This is a genomic window from Enterobacter sp. WCHEn090032 (assembly GCF_003986875.1).
GTDB lineage: Bacteria > Pseudomonadota > Gammaproteobacteria > Enterobacterales > Enterobacteriaceae > Enterobacter > Enterobacter sichuanensis.
In genome coordinates this window covers 1-16,073 of the sequence record NZ_RXRN01000045.1, presented here as the reverse complement: position 1 = coordinate 16,073, position 16,073 = coordinate 1, and the positions used below count along the sequence as shown (strand labels likewise).

Here is a 16,073-nt window from a genome sequence, read left to right as displayed (position 1 = left end):
GATTGCACGGAGCCGTCTTTTCACCCTCGCCCCTTTGGGGAGAGGGCCGGGGTGAGGGGAGTTAAACCGCACTACGCTTGTACATCCTCCTCGGATGCCCAATCTTGCCGTACAGCATCTCCACCGTCAGAAAACCCGCCTCCACGCAATGCTCCAGATAGCGTCGGGTGGTGGTTTTACTCAGCCCCGTCTCGCTCACGACCTCATCCACGGTAAAGCAGTGTGTTGACCGGGCGTTAAACAGCGACTGCACCCGCGCCAGCGTATTTTCCTCAATGCCTTTGCTGCCGTTGTCCTGACGGTAGTTTTTCGCCTGTAGCTGATAGAGCGAATCGACGTTCTGCTGGTCGACAATCTTCCAGACGCGCTGCTGTTCGGCAAACTGCACAAACCGCTCCAGCGACTGGCTGAGCCGCTTCCAGGAGACCGGTTTAAGAATGTAATCGAACGCGCCGTTGCGGATCGCCTGGCTGCAGGTGTCCATATCGCTGGCGGCCGTAATAAAAATCACCGAGCAGTTGGCGCGCGCCAGCAGGGGGTTAGTGATAAGCGAGATCCCTTTGCCGTCAGGCAGATAGTTATCCAGCAGCACCAGCTGCGGCTGTTTACTTTCAAGCTCAGCCTGGGCCGCAGCCAGTGACGAGGCAATGCCCACCAGCCTCAGACGCGGATGCTTACCTATCAGCTCCGCGTGCAGCTGCGCCAGCTCGTTCTCGTCTTCAACAATCAGTACGTCGATAAGTTCATGTTGCATAGTCGGTGTCTTCCAGTTGCCGGGCGGCTCCAGTCGCAGGGATAAACAGTGAGAAAATGGCGCCGCGCGGCGTGTTATCGGCAACTTCAATTGTGCCGCCTGCCTGTGTGACATAGCTTTCAATCAGATACAGGCCAATCCCATGATCGCCGCGTGTTTTGGTGGTGATGCCGCGCTCAAAGATCCTGTCACGGATCGCAGGGGTAATGCCAACGCCCTGGTCGGCCACTTCAACGATCAGCTCCTGTTCGCTGAGTTTGATCAGCACCTCCACCGGCGCGTGGGGAAGCGGCGACCGTTGCGTCGCTTCGATGGCGTTATCCAGCAGGTTGCCAATAATCGAAATCAGCTCTTGTTCCCCCAGCGGCAGGAACGGTTTGTCCAGCCGACAGGCCGGGTCGAAACTGAGCTCGACCCCTTTCTCCCGCGCACGGGCGGCTTTCCCCAACAGCAGGCCGCACAGCGTCGGGGAACTGAAGCGCGACGAGATAAAGTCCAGCAACTCCTGGGCATGTTCCGATTGCGCCTGAATGTAGCCAATGGCCTCCTCATAGCGGCCCATATGCAGCAGGCCGGAAAGGGTAGTCATCCGGTTTAACTGTTCGTGGCGCATGATGCGCAGATTATCGACATAGCGTTTGACCTGGCTGAGTTGGGCGCTCAGCGAGTCGATCTCGTTGCGATCGCGGAAGGTGATCACCCAGCCCTGCAGCGCCCCCTCAAGCATGATGTGTACCCGGCTGGCAATAACCGTGAGGTCGTTAAAACGGCAAATCTCGTCATGGGTATCTTTCGCCAGCATAGTTTGCGTGTCGAAGAACGGCACCGGCTCAATTACCTGGCTTATCAGCTGCCCGCGCAGCTCCCGGGCCGGCTGGCTCAGGCCCAGCAGCTTGCGCGCCGCCTGGTTGATCACCTCTATGCGTCGTTCGTTATCAATGGCGATCACGCCTTCGTAGATGGACTCCATCATCGCCTTCTGCTGGCGCACCAGCAGACCGATCTCTCGCGGCTCGAGGGAGAAGATTTGCTTCTTAATGCTGCGGGTAAAGAACCAGGAGAAGACAAAGAGGGCAATCAGCAGCAGCACGGCGGCAATCAGGATATTGACTACCTTACTGACGGTAATGGTATCCAGATAGCTGGTGAGATAGCCTACCGAAACAATACCGACCACCTGTCCGGCATTGTTAAAGATGGGAGCTTTACTGCGCAGCGAAATGCCCAGCCCGCCTTTGCGGATCGTGGTGATACTTTTCCCCTGTAAAACGGCTTCATTGTCACCGCCGACCAGCGTGGTCCCCACTCTGTCGGCAAAGACGGAATGAAAAAGGTGCAGCCCCTTATTATCACCAATCACAATAAAGCTGGCGTCACTGAGCGCAGAAATCTTCTGCATAAAATCATGAATGGCGTTGATATTCTTTTGTTCAACTTCATCACGTAATGTCGGAATAAGTGCTATCTCTTCAGCCTGTATTTTGGCGCGCGCGCTCATTTCCTGATAAAGCTGTTTACCAACATCGACATAATAATATCCGCCCAGTAAGGTAAAAAGTACTGAGAAAAAGGCAACCAGCGAAATAAACAGCTTAATCTGGAAAGAGACTTTCATAACTATCACGCGAGGTAGCGACAAAGATGGCCAATATATCATCTTTTTTCGTGCGGATGCCTGCTTTGCCGAAAACTTGTGATCCCTTGCACAGCAGGGGCTGTAAAAGCATAGCCCGGAAGGAGGGCTGACTTCAGGCTGCCGCAATAAATGTTATTTGTTTGTTCAATTCGGAAAAGAAACCATAAAAACCACGGGAATAAATACGGTATAAATCACAGTAAATAAAAGAAACCATTAAAACCATAGCGGCCATTAAAACTTCGCTTTTAATATGCCTTTCCTCACATAAAGTAAGCCTTTGTGACTCTAAGCTGAACGCACAAAATAACCAAGGGGCTTATTATGAGCACAACTGACGATTCTTTCTCTGTTACCCACGACCCGATTGAAATTCAGCGACCTTCGCTCAAAGAGCGCTGGTGGCATATTATGGATACCTGGAAAATTGGGATTATTCCTCTGCCGCTGTTCGTTCTGGCGGGTGCGCTGATTGCAATTGATTGCCTGGGCGGAAAATTGCCGAGCGATATCGTGGTGATGGTGGCGACGCTGGCCTTTTTCGGCTTTGCCTGCGGTGAGTTTGGCAAACGCCTGCCAATTGTCGGCAAGCTCGGCGCGGCGGCGATTTGCGCCACCTTTATCCCTTCCGCGCTGGTCTACTACGGCCTGCTGCCGGACGTGGTGGTCGAGTCCACCACTAAGTTCTACAAATCCACCAACATTCTCTACCTCTACATCTGCTGCATCATCGTTGGCAGCATCATGAGCATGAACCGCACGGTGCTGATTCAGGGCTTCCTGCGCATCTTCTTCCCGATGCTGTGTGGTGAGATCGTCGGCATGCTGGTGGGGATGGGCGTCGGCCTGGCGCTGGGTCTTGAGCCGTTCCAGATCTTCTTCTTCATCATTCTGCCGATTATGGCGGGCGGCGTAGGAGAAGGGGCGATCCCGCTTTCCATCGGCTATGCCACCCTGCTGCATATGGACCAGGGCGTTGCGCTCGGACGCGTGCTGCCGATGGTGATGCTCGGCGGTCTGACGGCAATCATTATCTCCGGGTGCCTGAACCAGCTCGGCAAACGCTATCCGCACCTGACCGGTGAAGGCCAGCTGATGCCGAACCGCGCGAATGCGGATGCCACCGTCTCTCAGCCTGCGTTCTCTGGTAAAGCGGACGTGACCACCATCGCCTCCGGCGCGCTGCTGGCAGTGCTGCTCTACATGCTGGGCATGCTCGGCCACAAGCTGATTGGCCTGCCTGCGCCAGTGGGCATGCTGTTTATGGCGGTGCTGGTGAAGCTGTGCAACGGCGCTTCTCCACGTCTGCTGGAAGGCTCGCAGGTGGTGTACAAATTCTTCCAGACCTCTGTGACCTACCCGATTCTCTTTGCCGTGGGCGTGGCCATCACCCCGTGGCATGAACTGGTGGCGGCCTTCACGCTGACCAACCTGCTGGTGATTATCAGCACCGTCTCCGCGCTGGTGGCGACCGGGTTCTTCGTCGGCAAAAAGATTGGTATGCACCCGATTGATGTCGCCATCGTCTCCTGCTGTCAGAGCGGCCAGGGCGGAACCGGCGACGTGGCGATCCTGACCGCAGGCAACCGCATGAGCCTGATGCCGTTCGCCCAGATTGCTACCCGAATTGGCGGCGCGATTAACGTCTCTGTCTCACTGCTGATTCTGGGCAACTTCCTCGTTTAAGTTTTCAGGAAAGAACAATGAAACTCGCAAGCTTTTTATACCAGGGAAAACGCAGCTACGGCATCGTGCAGGCCGACGGCGTGATTGATTTAGGTCGCCGTCTGGGCGACCGCTACAGCGACCTTAAAGCGCTGCTGCAGGGCAACGGGCTGGCACAGGCCACCCGTTACCTGAACGATGCAGTGGACGTGCCGATGAGCGCCATCACCTTCTTACCGGTGATTGAGCAGCCGGAAAAAATCCTCTGTGTGGGCATGAACTACGCCGACAAGCGCAAGGAGTTTGACCAGCACAACCCGGCTCCAACGCTGTTTGTCCGCTTCCCGGATTCCCAGACCGGCCACAACGAGCCGGTGCTGAAGCCGCGCCACTCCAGCGAATTCGACTACGAAGGCGAGCTGGCGGTGATCATCGGTAAAGGCGGGGAGAATATCCGCCGCGACGACGCCCTGCGCCACGTGGCGGGCTACAGCTGCTACATGGACGGCTCCGCCCGCGACTGGCAGCACACCTGGTTTACCGCCGGTAAAAACTGGCGCAAAACCGGCGCGTTTGGCCCGTGGATGGCGACGGCGGATGAGATCCCGGACCCGCACCAGCTTGCGATCCGCACCTGGCTGAACGGCCGCATGGTGCAGGAAGACAATACCAGCAGCATGATCCACAAAGTCGCCGAGCTTATCGAGTACATCAGCACCTTTACCCGCTTAAGCCCGGGTGACGTGATCATCACCGGCTCTCCAGGCGGAGTGGGTAAAAAGCGTAACCCGCCGCTGTTTATGAAAGAGGGCGATCGCATTGAGGTGGAGATCGAGCATATCGGTCATCTGAGTAACGTGATCGTGGAAGCGCCAGCCGTTGGGCTCGCGGCAGCACACTGAGTAAGGCGGTAACATGCACTCGCAACCCATCGATTTTCGCCACACGCTGGTGGCGAAGCACCCGGAACGCTTAAGCCAGATCCGTTACCTGCTGGCGGACAGCGGCCTGGGCCTGGACAACGACATCACGCTGTTTGTCGAAGCCTGGTCCGGCCCGCAGCTGGTGGGTTGCGCAGGGCTTGCCGCCAACGTCATCAAATGCGTGGCGGTCAACGAGCAGCTTCGCGGCGAGAACCTCAGCGCACGGCTGCTGGCGGAGGTGCAAAATGCGGCGCTGGAGCGCGGCCATTTTCACCTCTTCCTCTGCACCCGTCCGTGCAACAAGGCGCGTTTTGCCCGCAGCGGTTTCTGGCCGATTGCCGAGAGCGGGAACAACGCGGTACTGATGGAGAACACCCCGCAGGGGATTGAGCGTTATTGCCGTTCTCTGCGCGCGAACCGCAAGAGCGGGGAGAAAATTGGCGCCATTGTGATGAACGCCAATCCGTTCACCCTCGGCCACCGCCATCTGGTGGAGCAGGCGGCGATGCAGTGTGATGCCCTGCATCTGTTCGTGGTGCGTGAAGACGCCTCGTTTTTCCCGTTCAGCGCACGTCTTGAGATGGTGCGCGCGGGCGTGGCACATCTGCCGAATGTGGTGGTGCATGAAGGCTCGCAGTACATCATCTCCCGCGCCACGTTTCCGGCCTACTTCCTGAAGGAGACCGGCAAAGTGCAGCAGGCGTGGAGCGAAATTGATGTGCTGATCTTCCGGGATTTCATTGCCCCGGCGCTGGGCATCACGCACCGCTTCATCGGCTCGGAGCCGTTTTGCGACATCACCCGCCAGTACAACCAGACGCTGCACGACCTGCTGGCCTCGCATATCGAGGTGGTGGAAATGCCGCGCATCAAGGCCACCGGCAACGCCATTTCAGCGTCCGAAGTGCGCCGCTTACTGAAGACACAGCAGTTTTCCCGGATCCGGGAGATAGTCCCGGACTCCACCTTCGCGCACCTCGAGACACACTATCGGGCGAGTGCGGAAGTCGCTTAACTACCAGGAATTTATCATGAAAATTGTAAGGGAGGCGCTGGCCGGAACGCAGGAGTCCAGCGACCTGATGGTGAAAATCGCTCCCGCTCACGGCGAGCTGGAGGTAGTCATCCACAGCGAAGTGATTAAGCAGTTTGGCGAGCAAATTCGCCAGGTGGTCAACGACACATTGCGCGCCATGAACGTGCACCAGGGACTCATCATTATTGAAGACAAAGGGGCGCTGGACTGTGTGATCCGCGCCCGCCTGCAGAGCGCACTGCTGCGTGCCGCCGATGAACAGGCCATCAACTGGGGGGCGCTGAAATGAGCAAACTCCGCCGCAGCATGCTGTTCCTCCCGGGTGCCAACGCCGCCATGCTCTCCACCGCGTTTATCTACCGCCCGGACTCCATCATGTTTGACCTGGAAGACGCCGTTGCCCTGCGCGAGAAAGACACCGCACGCATGCTGGTGTTTCATGCGCTGCAGCATCCGATGTATCAGGATATCGAAACCGTGGTGCGCATTAACCCGCTGAGCACGCCGTTTGGCCTGCTGGATCTGGAGGCCGCCGTACGGGCCGGCGTGGACGTGATCCGTCTGCCGAAAACCGATACGCCGGATGACATCTATGAGCTGGAAGGCCACCTGGTGCGCATTGAGCAAGAATGTGGTCGCGAGGTGGGGTCCACCCGCGTGATGGCGGCGATTGAATCGGCCGTTGGCGTGATTAACGCCGTGGCGATTGCCCGCAGCTCTCCGCGCTTAATCGGCATCGCGCTGGCCGCCTTTGACTATGTCATGGACATGCAGACCGAACGCGGCGACGGCACCGAGCTGTTCTACGCCCGTTGTGCCGTGCTGCACGCCGCGCGTGCCGCAGGCATCGACGCCTTCGACGTGGTGTGGTCAGACGTTAACGACGAGGCCGGGTTCCTGCGCGAGGTCGATCTGATCCGCAAGATGGGCTTTAACGGTAAATCGCTGATCAACCCGCGCCAGATCGATCTCCTGCATAACGCCTATGCCCCGACCCAGGAAGAGGTGGATCACGCCAAAAGGGTGATTGAAGCGGCAGAAGAGGGCGAGCGTAACGGCCTGGGCGTGGTGTCGCTCAACGGCAAAATGGTGGATGCACCAATTATTAACCACGCGCAGGTGGTGCTGGAGCGCGCGGCGGCCTCCGGCGTGCGTCGGTAAGGATGAGATAATGAATCAGACTGAACTTCTCCATGTCAATTTTCCCCATCTGCGGGACTTAAAACCGTTTGATACCGCCCACAGCGCGACGCCGTGGCTGGCGGACAGCGACGCGAAGCACAACCGCAAACTGTGCGCCTCTGTCGAAGAGGCGGTTAAGCGCTGCGGTCTGCAGGATGGGATGACCATCTCCTTCCACCACGCGTTTCGTGAAGGCGACCGGGTGATTAACACCGTAGTGGCGCTGCTGGCGCGGATGGGCTTCAAAAACCTGACCCTGGCCTCCAGCTCGCTGATGACCTGCAACGACGCGCTGATTGAGCACATTGAAAGCGGGGTGATCACCCGGATTTACACCTCCGGGATGCGCGGCAGGCTGGCAGAGGCCATCTCCCACGGGCTGATGGATGAGCCGGTGCAAATTCATTCCCACGGCGGGCGGGTGAAGCTGCTCCAGGACGGCGAGCTGAATATCGACGTGGCGTTTCTCGGCGTGCCGTGCAGCGATGAATTTGGCAACGCCAACGGCACGCACGGCAAATCCTGCTGCGGCTCGCTGGGCTATGCGATGGTGGATGCGTACTTTGCCCGTAAGGTGGTGCTGCTGACCGAAGCGCTGGTGCCATTCCCCAATATGCCCGCCAGCCTGGTGCAGGACCAGGTGGACTACATCGTGCAGGTGGAGAGCGTGGGCGATCCGGCGAAAATCAGCGTCGGCGCAGCGCGCGTCACCAGCAACCCGCGCGAGCTGATGATTGCCCGCTATGCGGCGGACGTCATTGAGCACTCCGGCTACTTTAAACCGGGCTTCTCGATGCAGACCGGCTCCGGCGCGGCGGCCACCGCCTGCACCCGCTTTATGGAAGAGAAGATGGAGCGCAGCGGCGTGAAGGCACGCTTTGCGCTCGGCGGCATCACCGGCAGCCTGGTGGATCTGCATGAAAAGGGGCTTATTGAAAAGCTGCTCGATACCCAGTGCTTTGACGGCCAGGCGGCGGCCTCGCTGGCGCGTAATCCGAACCACGTGGAGATCTCCACCAACGTCTACGCCAACCCCGGCAGTAAGGCGGCAAGCTGCGACCAGCTTGATGTGGTGATCCTCAGCGCCCTGGAAATTGACGTCGATTTCAACGTCAACGTCATCACCGGCTCCGACGGCGTGATGCGCGGTGCGTCCGGCGGACACTGCGACGTGGCCGCCGCGGCGAACCTGACCATCGTCGTTGCCCCCCTGCTGCGTAGCCGCATTCCGACGGTCGTGAAGCGGGTTACCACGCGCCTCACGCCGGGGGAGAGCATTGACGTACTGGTCACCGATCACGGTATCGCGGTCAACCCGGCGCGCCCGGAGATCAGCGAGCGGCTGCTGAAGGCGGGGCTCAAGGTTGTGGACATCACTGCGCTGTACGAGCGGGCGATTTCCCTGACTGGCGTACCCAAACCAATCGCGTTTACCGACAAAATCGTCGGGGTGATCCGCTACCGGGACGGCAGCGTGATCGACACCGTGCGACAGGTGAAGGAGGACGTATGATTTCAGCGACACCCGTGCGGGCGGGTGTCAGCCTGGACGAACTGCTGGCGGCGAAAGAGCGCCGCGCAGGGCGTCAGGCTGACATGCTTGAGCACTATCAACAACCGGTCATTTCCCTCACCCTGGTGACGCCAGGGGAGGTCAAAGACAGCCTGCGCTATCGCAACACCATGGGCGTGGCGCTGCAGATGTGCGACCAGCTGCTGTGGGAAAACCGCTGGCAGGTGCTGGACCGCCAGGTACTGTGGCTCCCGACCGGGCCGGAAGCCCTGTGGTGCGTGGCCCATCCGGCGGCAGAAATCAAAGCGCACTGTGCGGAACTGGAGCAGACGCATCCGCTCGGCAGGCTGTGGGATCTGGATGTGATCTGCCCTCAGCACGGCCACGTCGGGCGACAGTCGCTGGGGACGAATCTCAGACGCTGCCTGATCTGCGACGAGCCGGCGCATGCCTGTTCCCGTTCGCGCGCGCATCCAGTGGAGCAGGTTGTGGCTCGCGTGGAGAAGATGATCGATGACTGGTTTGCTCGCGACTAAACTGCGCCCGGCTGACGTGCCCGCGCTTGCCGAAGCGGCGTTGTGGCAGGAGCTGGAGCTGACGCCCAAGCCGGGTCTGGTGGACAAACTCAATAACGGCGCCCATCGCGATATGGACCACGCGCTGTTTGTCCGCAGCATTGCGGCGATTACGCCGTGGTTTTCGCGCTTTGCTGAGCTGGGCAGCGCGCATGCCGATAAACCCGCTGACGAACAGTTACGGGTTCTCCGCCCGATGGGGATGGCCTGCGAGCAGGCGATGTATGCCGCAACGAACGGGGTGAATACCCACAAAGGCGGGATTTTTGCCCTTGGTTTACTGTGCTTTGCTGCCGGGCGTGTGAAAAGGGTCTCCGCAGACAGCCTCTGCTGTGAGGTGAGTAACCTCTGCAGCGGGCTGGTCTCGCGGGAGCTGGCCGCACGCAGCGGGCAGGCGACGGCGGGCGAGCGGCAGTATCAGCTGTATGGCTTAAGCGGCGCGCGCGGAGAGGCCGAAAGCGGTTTTGCTACGGTGCGTAAGGCGCTGGCGCAGTGGAACGGACATTCACTTCACGACCTGCTGTTACGCCTGATGTCAGTCAATCAGGACAGCAATCTGGTGTCGCGCGGCGGCATTGAGGGGCTACGCTACGTTCAGGGTTATGCGCGGAAACTGCTGGCTGCAGGCTGGGACCGCGAGGCGTTGCTCAGAATGGATAACGCATTGATTGAACGGAACCTGAGTCCCGGAGGCAGCGCGGATTTACTGTCGGTGGGGTGGGTGCTTGCTGCAATAAAATAGCCGGGTGGCGGCTTCGCCTTGCCCGGCTTACGAACGGTGTTTTTGTAGGCCCGGTAAGCGTTAGCGCCACCGGGCACAACAATCAATGCGCGACTGGCTGCGCACCATTCGGCACGCGAACGTGTTTGTACTTGAACAGCACGATAAACGCGAAGAACAGCACCAGTGAGTACGCGGCGAAGATCAGCCACACCGGCTGCCAGTTGGTGATGCCGTTGGTGGTGTACATCTCAACCACTTTGCCGCTCACCACGCCGCCCAGAATACAGCCGAAGCCGTTGGTCATCATCAGGAACATACCTTGTGCACTGGCGCGGATTTCAGGTTTCACCTCTTTTTCCACAAACACGGAACCCGAGATGTTGAAGAAGTCGAAGGCGCAGCCGTAAACAATCATCGACAGAACCAGCAGCACGGTGCCGAACGGGCTTGGGTCGCCATAGGCGAAGAGACCGAAGCGCAACATCCATGCCGCGATACTGATCAGCATGACGTTCTTGATGCCGTAGCGGCTCAGGAAGAACGGAATGGTCAGGATGAACAGCGTCTCAGAGATCTGCGAGATGGACATCATCACCGACGCATGTTCAACGATAAAGCTGCCGGAGAACAGCGGGTTGTTATCGAAGCTGTGCAGGAAGGTGTTGCCGAACATGTTGGTGATCTGCAGTTCCGCGCCCAGCAGCATGGAGAAGATAAAGAAGATCGCCATGCGTTTGTTTTTAAACAGTGCGAAGGCGTCCAGGCCGAGCATGGTGCTCCAGCTCTGGTTTTTCTGCTGGTTAGAGACCGGAATGGTTGGCAGCGTCAGGGTGAACAGCGCCAGCAGCACGGAGAGTGCAGCGCCGATGTAAAGCTGCATATGGCTCAGTTCGAAGCCCGCGAAGCTCACGCCCCACATCGCCATGATAAAGCCGATAGTGCCCCAGATGCGGATTGGCGGGAAATCGGTCACGATATCCATATCCGCGGATTTCAGGCGATAGTAGGAGATGGTGTTGATCAGCCCAAGCGTTGGCATGTAGGCCAGCGAATTAAGCAGGATCACCATGAACATCGCCCCCGGCGTGGTAACCTGGGCTGCCATAAACAGCGTCCCCGCGCCCACCAGGTGGCAAAGCATGTACAGCCATTTGGCACTCAGCCATTTATCCGCCACGATCCCCAGCAGCGTTGGCATGAAGACCGCCGCAATACCGAGCGAACTGTATACGGCACCGATTGACGCACCATCGAACTTGAGCGTCACAAACATATAGGAGCCGAGTGTAGTCAGCCAGCTACCCCACAGGCAGAACTGCAGAAACGACAATATTTTAAGCTGCAGCTTAAGGTTCATGTTACTTTCCTCACAAGTGAGCGGGAGATATGTTGTTATAGGAACATTCAGGGTTGTTATTTGATGCAATTCTATCAGTTGGCAACGATATGTTTTGTTACCTCCCGCAAAAAAATGCAATCCACATTAATTTGCAGTTTGGATTGTGATGCAAATAACATTTTCATATGGGTGAGGGTGTTCAGTCCCCTCTCCCCTTTGGGGAGAGGGTTAGGGTGAGGGGTGTTGGTTTTCTAGCGACGACGGTAGTTCTTCTGCGCCGTATTCACTTTATACAGATAACGACGGGATTCCGCGGACGGATGGCGGGTGGTCAGGGTTGCGTAGACATCTCCCGGCGCCATGCTGTTGATGATGTTTGCGGCCTGCACTTTGTCATTCGAGAAGACACGTAGCACGCTGCCCGCACCGCCGTTATAGGCGGTGATCACCGCGTAGCGGCGCGAGGTCGGGTTATCAATCCCGCCCAGGTAGACATTGTTCAGCATCGCCAGATAGGCGGTGCCAGTATCAATGTTGCTCTGCGGATCGAACAGATAGCTGCGGCTCGGCGTCCCGGATTTCCCCTGCGCGCGGAAGACGTCTTTACCGGCGCTGTGCTGTACAACCTGCATCAGCCCCAGGGCGTCGGAACGGCTCACCGCGTACGGGTTAAATGACGATTCGGTCTGCATAATCGCCAGGATCAGCGACTCATCCACGCCGTACTTGCGTGAGGCCTGACGCACCATGCCTAAGTACTTATGCGCACGCTTGTCGAGGTGGTTCGGAACAAGGTTGATGGTGACGCTATAGATAATCTTCAGACCGTTCGAGCGGCTTTTCAGGCGCGTCTGCAGCAGGTAGTCGGCAAATTTCGTGGCGCGGCCTTCCCAGCGAATGGGCTGGCCGGTCTGATCGACGACCTGACCGTACAGGAACGGCTCTTTGGATATCGTGATGTCGTCGGCATCGGAGTAGAGATCGATTGAGCCCGGATCGTCACCCATCAGCAGGGTTTTGATGATTGCCTGACGGAGCCGAGCGGCAGGGTCTGTGCCGGCAATGGTTTCAATCGTGATCGTACCCTCATCAAAGTTGATGTGGCTACGGGTCAGATAGGCGTCGGTGTACTTAACGTAGTCCTTAGGTCCGGCAATAAGAACTTCGTTAAATCCCCATATATTCTCGATGTTATGGGCAAACTGCCCCATCAAAATATCAAAACCGTTGGTGTCCTTGATCCAGGCTTCGTTGTACTCATCACCTTTTTTTGACGAACACGAGACAAGCAACGGCGCAACAAGGGCTAGCGCTAAAAGTTTTTTCATCATTCCGGGAGTGCGTGTTGTGTTTGCTTTAACGGCGGGGTTTCCCCCCGCACGCTGTTATTTTTCCGGTGGCGTATAGCCTTCGATGTGCACGTCTTTACCTTCGAACAGGAAGCTCACCATCTCCTGCTCCAGCAGTTTGCGGTGTTCCGGGTTCATCATGCTGAGTTTCTTCTCGTTGATCAGCATGGTCTGCTTTTTCTGCCACTGCCCCCAGGCTTCTTTGGAAATCTCGTTATAAATGCGTTTACCCAGGTCGCCCGGATAAAGCTGGAAATCCTGGCCTTCAGCGTCACGCTGCAGGAAAGTACAAAAAATCGTTCTGGCCATACTCATTCCTCTTTTTTAGCCGATGCTAAACCATTGCACCGGCACGTAATTGCTGTAACAGGCGCTCCACGGGAGCCGCCAGCCCGACTGATGGCGGTTGCGCTAAGTTATACCAGAGAGCGGTGCCTTCATCCATGCACGAGGCGAAGGAGGACACGGGAAGCCACATCGGCACAATATCCAGATGGAAATGGCTGAAGGTGTGGCGAAACGCGGTCAGCTGCGTCAGGTTATCGGCAGCAATCCCGCGCTTTTTAAGCCATTCACGCAGCAAGTCTTCATCTTCAAACTGTGGGAAGCAGTATAGACCACCCCACAGACCGCTCGGTGGACGTTGGGCCAGGAACACTTCATCGCCGTGCTGCATCAGCAGCATATAACCGGTGCGTTCCGGCAGCGTCTGTTTGGGTTTTTTACCGGGATACTGCGCCCACGACTGGTTGGCGTACGCCACGCAGAGGTTATTCACCGGGCAGAGTTCGCATTTTGGCTTTGAGCGCGTGCAGACCATCGCGCCCAGATCCATCATCGCCTGGTTGAAGCGCTCGACGCCGTTTGCCGGGGTGACCTCTTCACTTATTTCCCAAAGACGTTTTTCAACATCCTTCTTCCCCGGCCAGCCGTCGACGGCATAGCAGCGTGCCAGCACGCGCTTCACGTTGCCGTCGAGGATTGGAAAATGCTTGCCTAAAGAGAGGGAGAGAATGGCGCCGGCGGTTGAACGTCCGACGCCGGGTAAATCCGCCACCTCGTCGAAGGTTTCCGGGAAGCGTCCGTTGTGGCGCGTCGCGACCTGCTGTGCCGCTTTGTGCAGGTTACGCGCGCGGGCGTAGTAGCCAAGCCCGGTCCACAGGTGCAGCACCTCGTCCAGCGGAGCGTTAGCCAGATCGGTCACCGTCGGGAAGCGCGCCATAAAACGCTCAAAGTAAGGAACCACCGTCGCGACCTGCGTTTGTTGCAACATCACTTCGGAGAGCCATACTTTGTAAGGCGTTTTTTCAATTTGCCAGGGCAGGGTTTTACGCCCGTATTTGTCGTACCAGTCCAGCACCTGGGCTGAAAATTGAGAGGCTTGCATGGTCATCGATTCGTATAATCAGGGACGCCGATTGCAGCACAGCGTCAATCTGCTGTAAACCGGATCTTTCCCATGCTTGCATAGAAGCCTTAACTTTGGATAATGCCCGTTTCCCGAACATTCTCACAAGCAGACAACTCTTTTATGAAAAACGACGTCATTTCACCGGAATTTGATGAAAACGGTCGCCCGCTGCGCCGTATTCGCAGCTTTGTCCGCCGTCAGGGTCGCCTGACGAAAGGGCAGCAACATGCGCTGGACAACTACTGGCCGGTGATGGGCGTTGAGTTCAGCGAGCAGCCTCTGGATTTTAGCGAGCTGTTTGGCCGCGACGCGCCGGTAACTCTGGAAATTGGTTTCGGTATGGGCGCCTCGCTGGTGACCATGGCCAAAGCCCGCCCGGAGCAGAACTTCCTCGGCATTGAAGTGCACTCCCCGGGCGTGGGCGCGTGTCTGGCTACGGCCCATGAAGAGGGCGTTGAGAACCTGCGCGTGATGTGTCATGACGCGGTGGAAGTGCTGCACAAAATGATTCCTGACAATTCTTTAACCATGGTTCAGCTCTTTTTCCCTGACCCGTGGCACAAAGCACGTCATAATAAACGCCGTATCGTTCAGGCGCCGTTTGCTGAGCTGGTAAAAAGTAAGCTCAAGCTGGGCGGTGTCTTCCATATGGCGACCGACTGGGAACCTTATGCGGAACATATGCTGGAAGTGATGTCATCGCTGGACGGTTACAAAAACCAGTCGGCGAGCAACGACTATGTACCGCGTCCGGAATCGCGTCCGGTAACGAAATTTGAACAGCGTGGCCATCGTCTTGGTCACGGTGTATGGGACTTAATGTTCGAGAGGGTGAAATAATGGCAAAGAATCGTAGCCGTCGTCTGCGTAAAAAGATGCACATCGAAGAATTCCAGGAAGTGGGCTTCTCCGTTGCCTGGCGTTTCCCGGAAGGCACCAGCGTTGAGCAGATCGATCAGGACGTTGATGCGTTCATCAACGAGGTGATCGAGCCAAACAAACTGGCCTTCGATGGTAGCGGCTATCTGGCGTGGGAAGGTCTGATCTGCACCCAGGAAGTGGGTAAATGCACCGAAGAACATCAGGCCCTGGTACGTAAATGGCTTGAAGACCACAAGCTGGAAGATGTTCGCGTCAGCGAACTTTTCGACGTTTGGTGGGACTAATAAAGTAGTAAAGGGCCAGCATTAGCTGGCCCATTTTGTCTGAGGGAGTGTTTAAGATGCGCAAAACGTTGCTGGCTGCTGCTTTGATGGCAACCGGATTCACCGCCCATGCGGAGTATAAATGTAGCGTCACCCCGCGTGATGACGTGGTGTTAAGCCCGCAAACCGTGCAGGTCAAAGGCGAGAACGGCAATCTGGTGATTACGCCGGAAGGGAACGTCACCTTTAACGGCAAACAGTACAACCTGACTGCCGCACAGCGTGAGCAGGCGAAAGACTACCAGGCCGATTTGCGTACCGCGCTGCCATGGATTAACGAAGGCGCGCTGACGCGCGTTGAGAAAAGCCGCGTGGCGCTGGATAAGATCATCACCAAAGAGGTGGGGGAGAGCAGCAATATGCGCACCCGCCTGACGAAGCTCGATAAGCAGCTGAAAGAGCAGATGAACCGGATTATCGAAACGCGTACCGACGGCCTGACGTTCCACTACAAGGCGATTGATCAGGTCCGCGCTGACGGGCAACAGCTGGTGAACCAGGCGATGGGCGGCATCCTGCAGGACAGCATCAACGAGATGGGTGCTAAAGCGGTACTGAAAGGCGGCGGTAACCCTCTTCAGGGCGTGCTGGGCAGTCTGGGCGGCCTGCAGACCTCCATTCAGAACGAGTGGAAGAACCAGGAAGATGATTTCCAGAAGTTCGGCAAAGACGTGTGTAAACGCGTGGTATCGCTGGAAGATAGCCGGAAAGCGCTGGTGGGGACGTTGAAGTAATTCACCCCTCACCCTAACCCTCTCCCC

17 protein-coding genes are annotated in these 16,073 nt (G+C 57.4%); 11 read left to right on the top strand and 6 right to left on the bottom strand.

From position 1 onward, the window contains the following. Window positions 1–61: 61 nt before the first annotated feature. Window positions 62–754, bottom strand: a complete 693-nt coding sequence (locus tag EKN83_RS22695; protein WP_045286747.1) for a response regulator — start codon at window positions 752–754, stop codon at window positions 62–64. After that, window positions 744–2,369 (bottom strand): sensor histidine kinase, encoded by a 1,626-nt coding sequence (locus EKN83_RS22690; protein WP_047959446.1) that lies wholly within the window; start codon window positions 2,367–2,369, stop codon window positions 744–746. The genes EKN83_RS22695 and EKN83_RS22690 overlap by 11 nt, the downstream gene beginning before the upstream one ends. 345 nt (window positions 2,370–2,714) lie before the next feature. Between EKN83_RS22690 and EKN83_RS22685 the strand changes: the two genes are divergently transcribed. Genes EKN83_RS22685 through citG form a run of 8 tightly spaced genes read left to right on the top strand, consistent with a single transcriptional unit; the run spans window position 2,715 to window position 10,026 of the window. Further along, window positions 2,715–4,076 carry a 2-hydroxycarboxylate transporter family protein gene (locus EKN83_RS22685; RefSeq protein ID WP_115876255.1) on the top strand — a complete coding sequence of 454 codons (1,362 nt, stop codon included), beginning with the start codon at window positions 2,715–2,717 and terminating at the stop codon, window positions 4,074–4,076. 17 nt (window positions 4,077–4,093) lie between these two features. After that, entirely contained in the window at window positions 4,094–4,957 is an 864-nt protein-coding gene (locus EKN83_RS22680; protein ID WP_025760232.1) for a fumarylacetoacetate hydrolase family protein, read from the top strand. Window positions 4,958–4,970: 13 nt separating this feature from the next. After that, window positions 4,971–5,993 carry a [citrate (pro-3S)-lyase] ligase gene (citC, locus tag EKN83_RS22675; RefSeq protein WP_095442100.1) on the top strand — a complete coding sequence of 341 codons (1,023 nt, stop codon included), beginning with the start codon at window positions 4,971–4,973 and terminating at the stop codon, window positions 5,991–5,993. 16 nt (window positions 5,994–6,009) lie between these two features. After that, a complete protein-coding gene (citD, locus tag EKN83_RS22670; protein WP_025760234.1) occupies window positions 6,010–6,303 on the top strand; it encodes a citrate lyase acyl carrier protein in 294 nt (97 codons plus the stop codon). Continuing rightward, window positions 6,300–7,175 (top strand): citrate (pro-3S)-lyase subunit beta, encoded by an 876-nt coding sequence (gene citE, locus EKN83_RS22665; protein WP_025760235.1) that lies wholly within the window; start codon window positions 6,300–6,302, stop codon window positions 7,173–7,175. Before citD ends, citE begins: the two co-directional genes overlap by 4 nt. A gap of 10 nt (window positions 7,176–7,185) precedes the next feature. Further along, entirely contained in the window at window positions 7,186–8,709 is a 1,524-nt protein-coding gene (gene citF / locus EKN83_RS22660) for a citrate lyase subunit alpha (RefSeq protein ID WP_126801746.1), read from the top strand. Then, window positions 8,706–9,245, top strand: coding sequence for a citrate lyase holo-[acyl-carrier protein] synthase (gene citX / locus EKN83_RS22655; RefSeq protein WP_126801745.1), 540 nt, complete (start codon window positions 8,706–8,708; stop codon window positions 9,243–9,245). Before citF ends, citX begins: the two co-directional genes overlap by 4 nt. Next, on the top strand, window positions 9,223–10,026 hold the full coding sequence (citG, locus tag EKN83_RS22650; protein WP_126801744.1) for a triphosphoribosyl-dephospho-CoA synthase CitG: 804 nt from the start codon (window positions 9,223–9,225) through the stop codon (window positions 10,024–10,026). Before citX ends, citG begins: the two co-directional genes overlap by 23 nt. Window positions 10,027–10,108: 82 nt before the next feature. Here the strand turns inward: citG and EKN83_RS22645 are convergent, their stop codons facing one another. From EKN83_RS22645 to mutY, 4 genes are all read right to left on the bottom strand, one after another. After that, window positions 10,109–11,365: a nucleoside permease gene (locus EKN83_RS22645; RefSeq protein ID WP_025760238.1), complete on the bottom strand. Its 1,257-nt coding sequence runs from the start codon at window positions 11,363–11,365 to the stop codon at window positions 10,109–10,111. Between the two features lie 233 nt (window positions 11,366–11,598). After that, the gene (mltC, locus tag EKN83_RS22640) at window positions 11,599–12,675 is read right to left on the bottom strand and encodes a membrane-bound lytic murein transglycosylase MltC (protein WP_045286756.1); all 1,077 of its coding nucleotides are present in this window, start codon (window positions 12,673–12,675) and stop codon (window positions 11,599–11,601) included. Between the two features lie 57 nt (window positions 12,676–12,732). Further along, a complete protein-coding gene (locus tag EKN83_RS22635) occupies window positions 12,733–13,005 on the bottom strand; it encodes an oxidative damage protection protein (protein WP_023309138.1) in 273 nt (90 codons plus the stop codon). 25 nt (window positions 13,006–13,030) lie between these two features. Beyond that, window positions 13,031–14,083 (bottom strand): A/G-specific adenine glycosylase, encoded by a 1,053-nt coding sequence (mutY, locus tag EKN83_RS22630; protein ID WP_185857698.1) that lies wholly within the window; start codon window positions 14,081–14,083, stop codon window positions 13,031–13,033. A 144-nt stretch (window positions 14,084–14,227) separates the two neighbouring features. Between mutY and trmB the strand changes: the two genes are divergently transcribed. From trmB to EKN83_RS22615, 3 genes are read left to right on the top strand one after another with little or no spacing between them, the layout of a single operon-like run. Then, window positions 14,228–14,947, top strand: a complete 720-nt coding sequence (gene trmB, locus EKN83_RS22625; RefSeq protein ID WP_025760376.1) for a tRNA (guanosine(46)-N7)-methyltransferase TrmB — start codon at window positions 14,228–14,230, stop codon at window positions 14,945–14,947. Then, window positions 14,947–15,273, top strand: coding sequence for a YggL family protein (locus EKN83_RS22620; RefSeq protein ID WP_003862421.1), 327 nt, complete (start codon window positions 14,947–14,949; stop codon window positions 15,271–15,273). Before trmB ends, EKN83_RS22620 begins: the two co-directional genes overlap by 1 nt. Window positions 15,274–15,329: 56 nt before the next feature. Next, window positions 15,330–16,046, top strand: coding sequence for a DUF2884 domain-containing protein (locus EKN83_RS22615; protein ID WP_025760375.1), 717 nt, complete (start codon window positions 15,330–15,332; stop codon window positions 16,044–16,046). The last annotated feature ends 27 nt before the right edge of the window (window positions 16,047–16,073 follow it).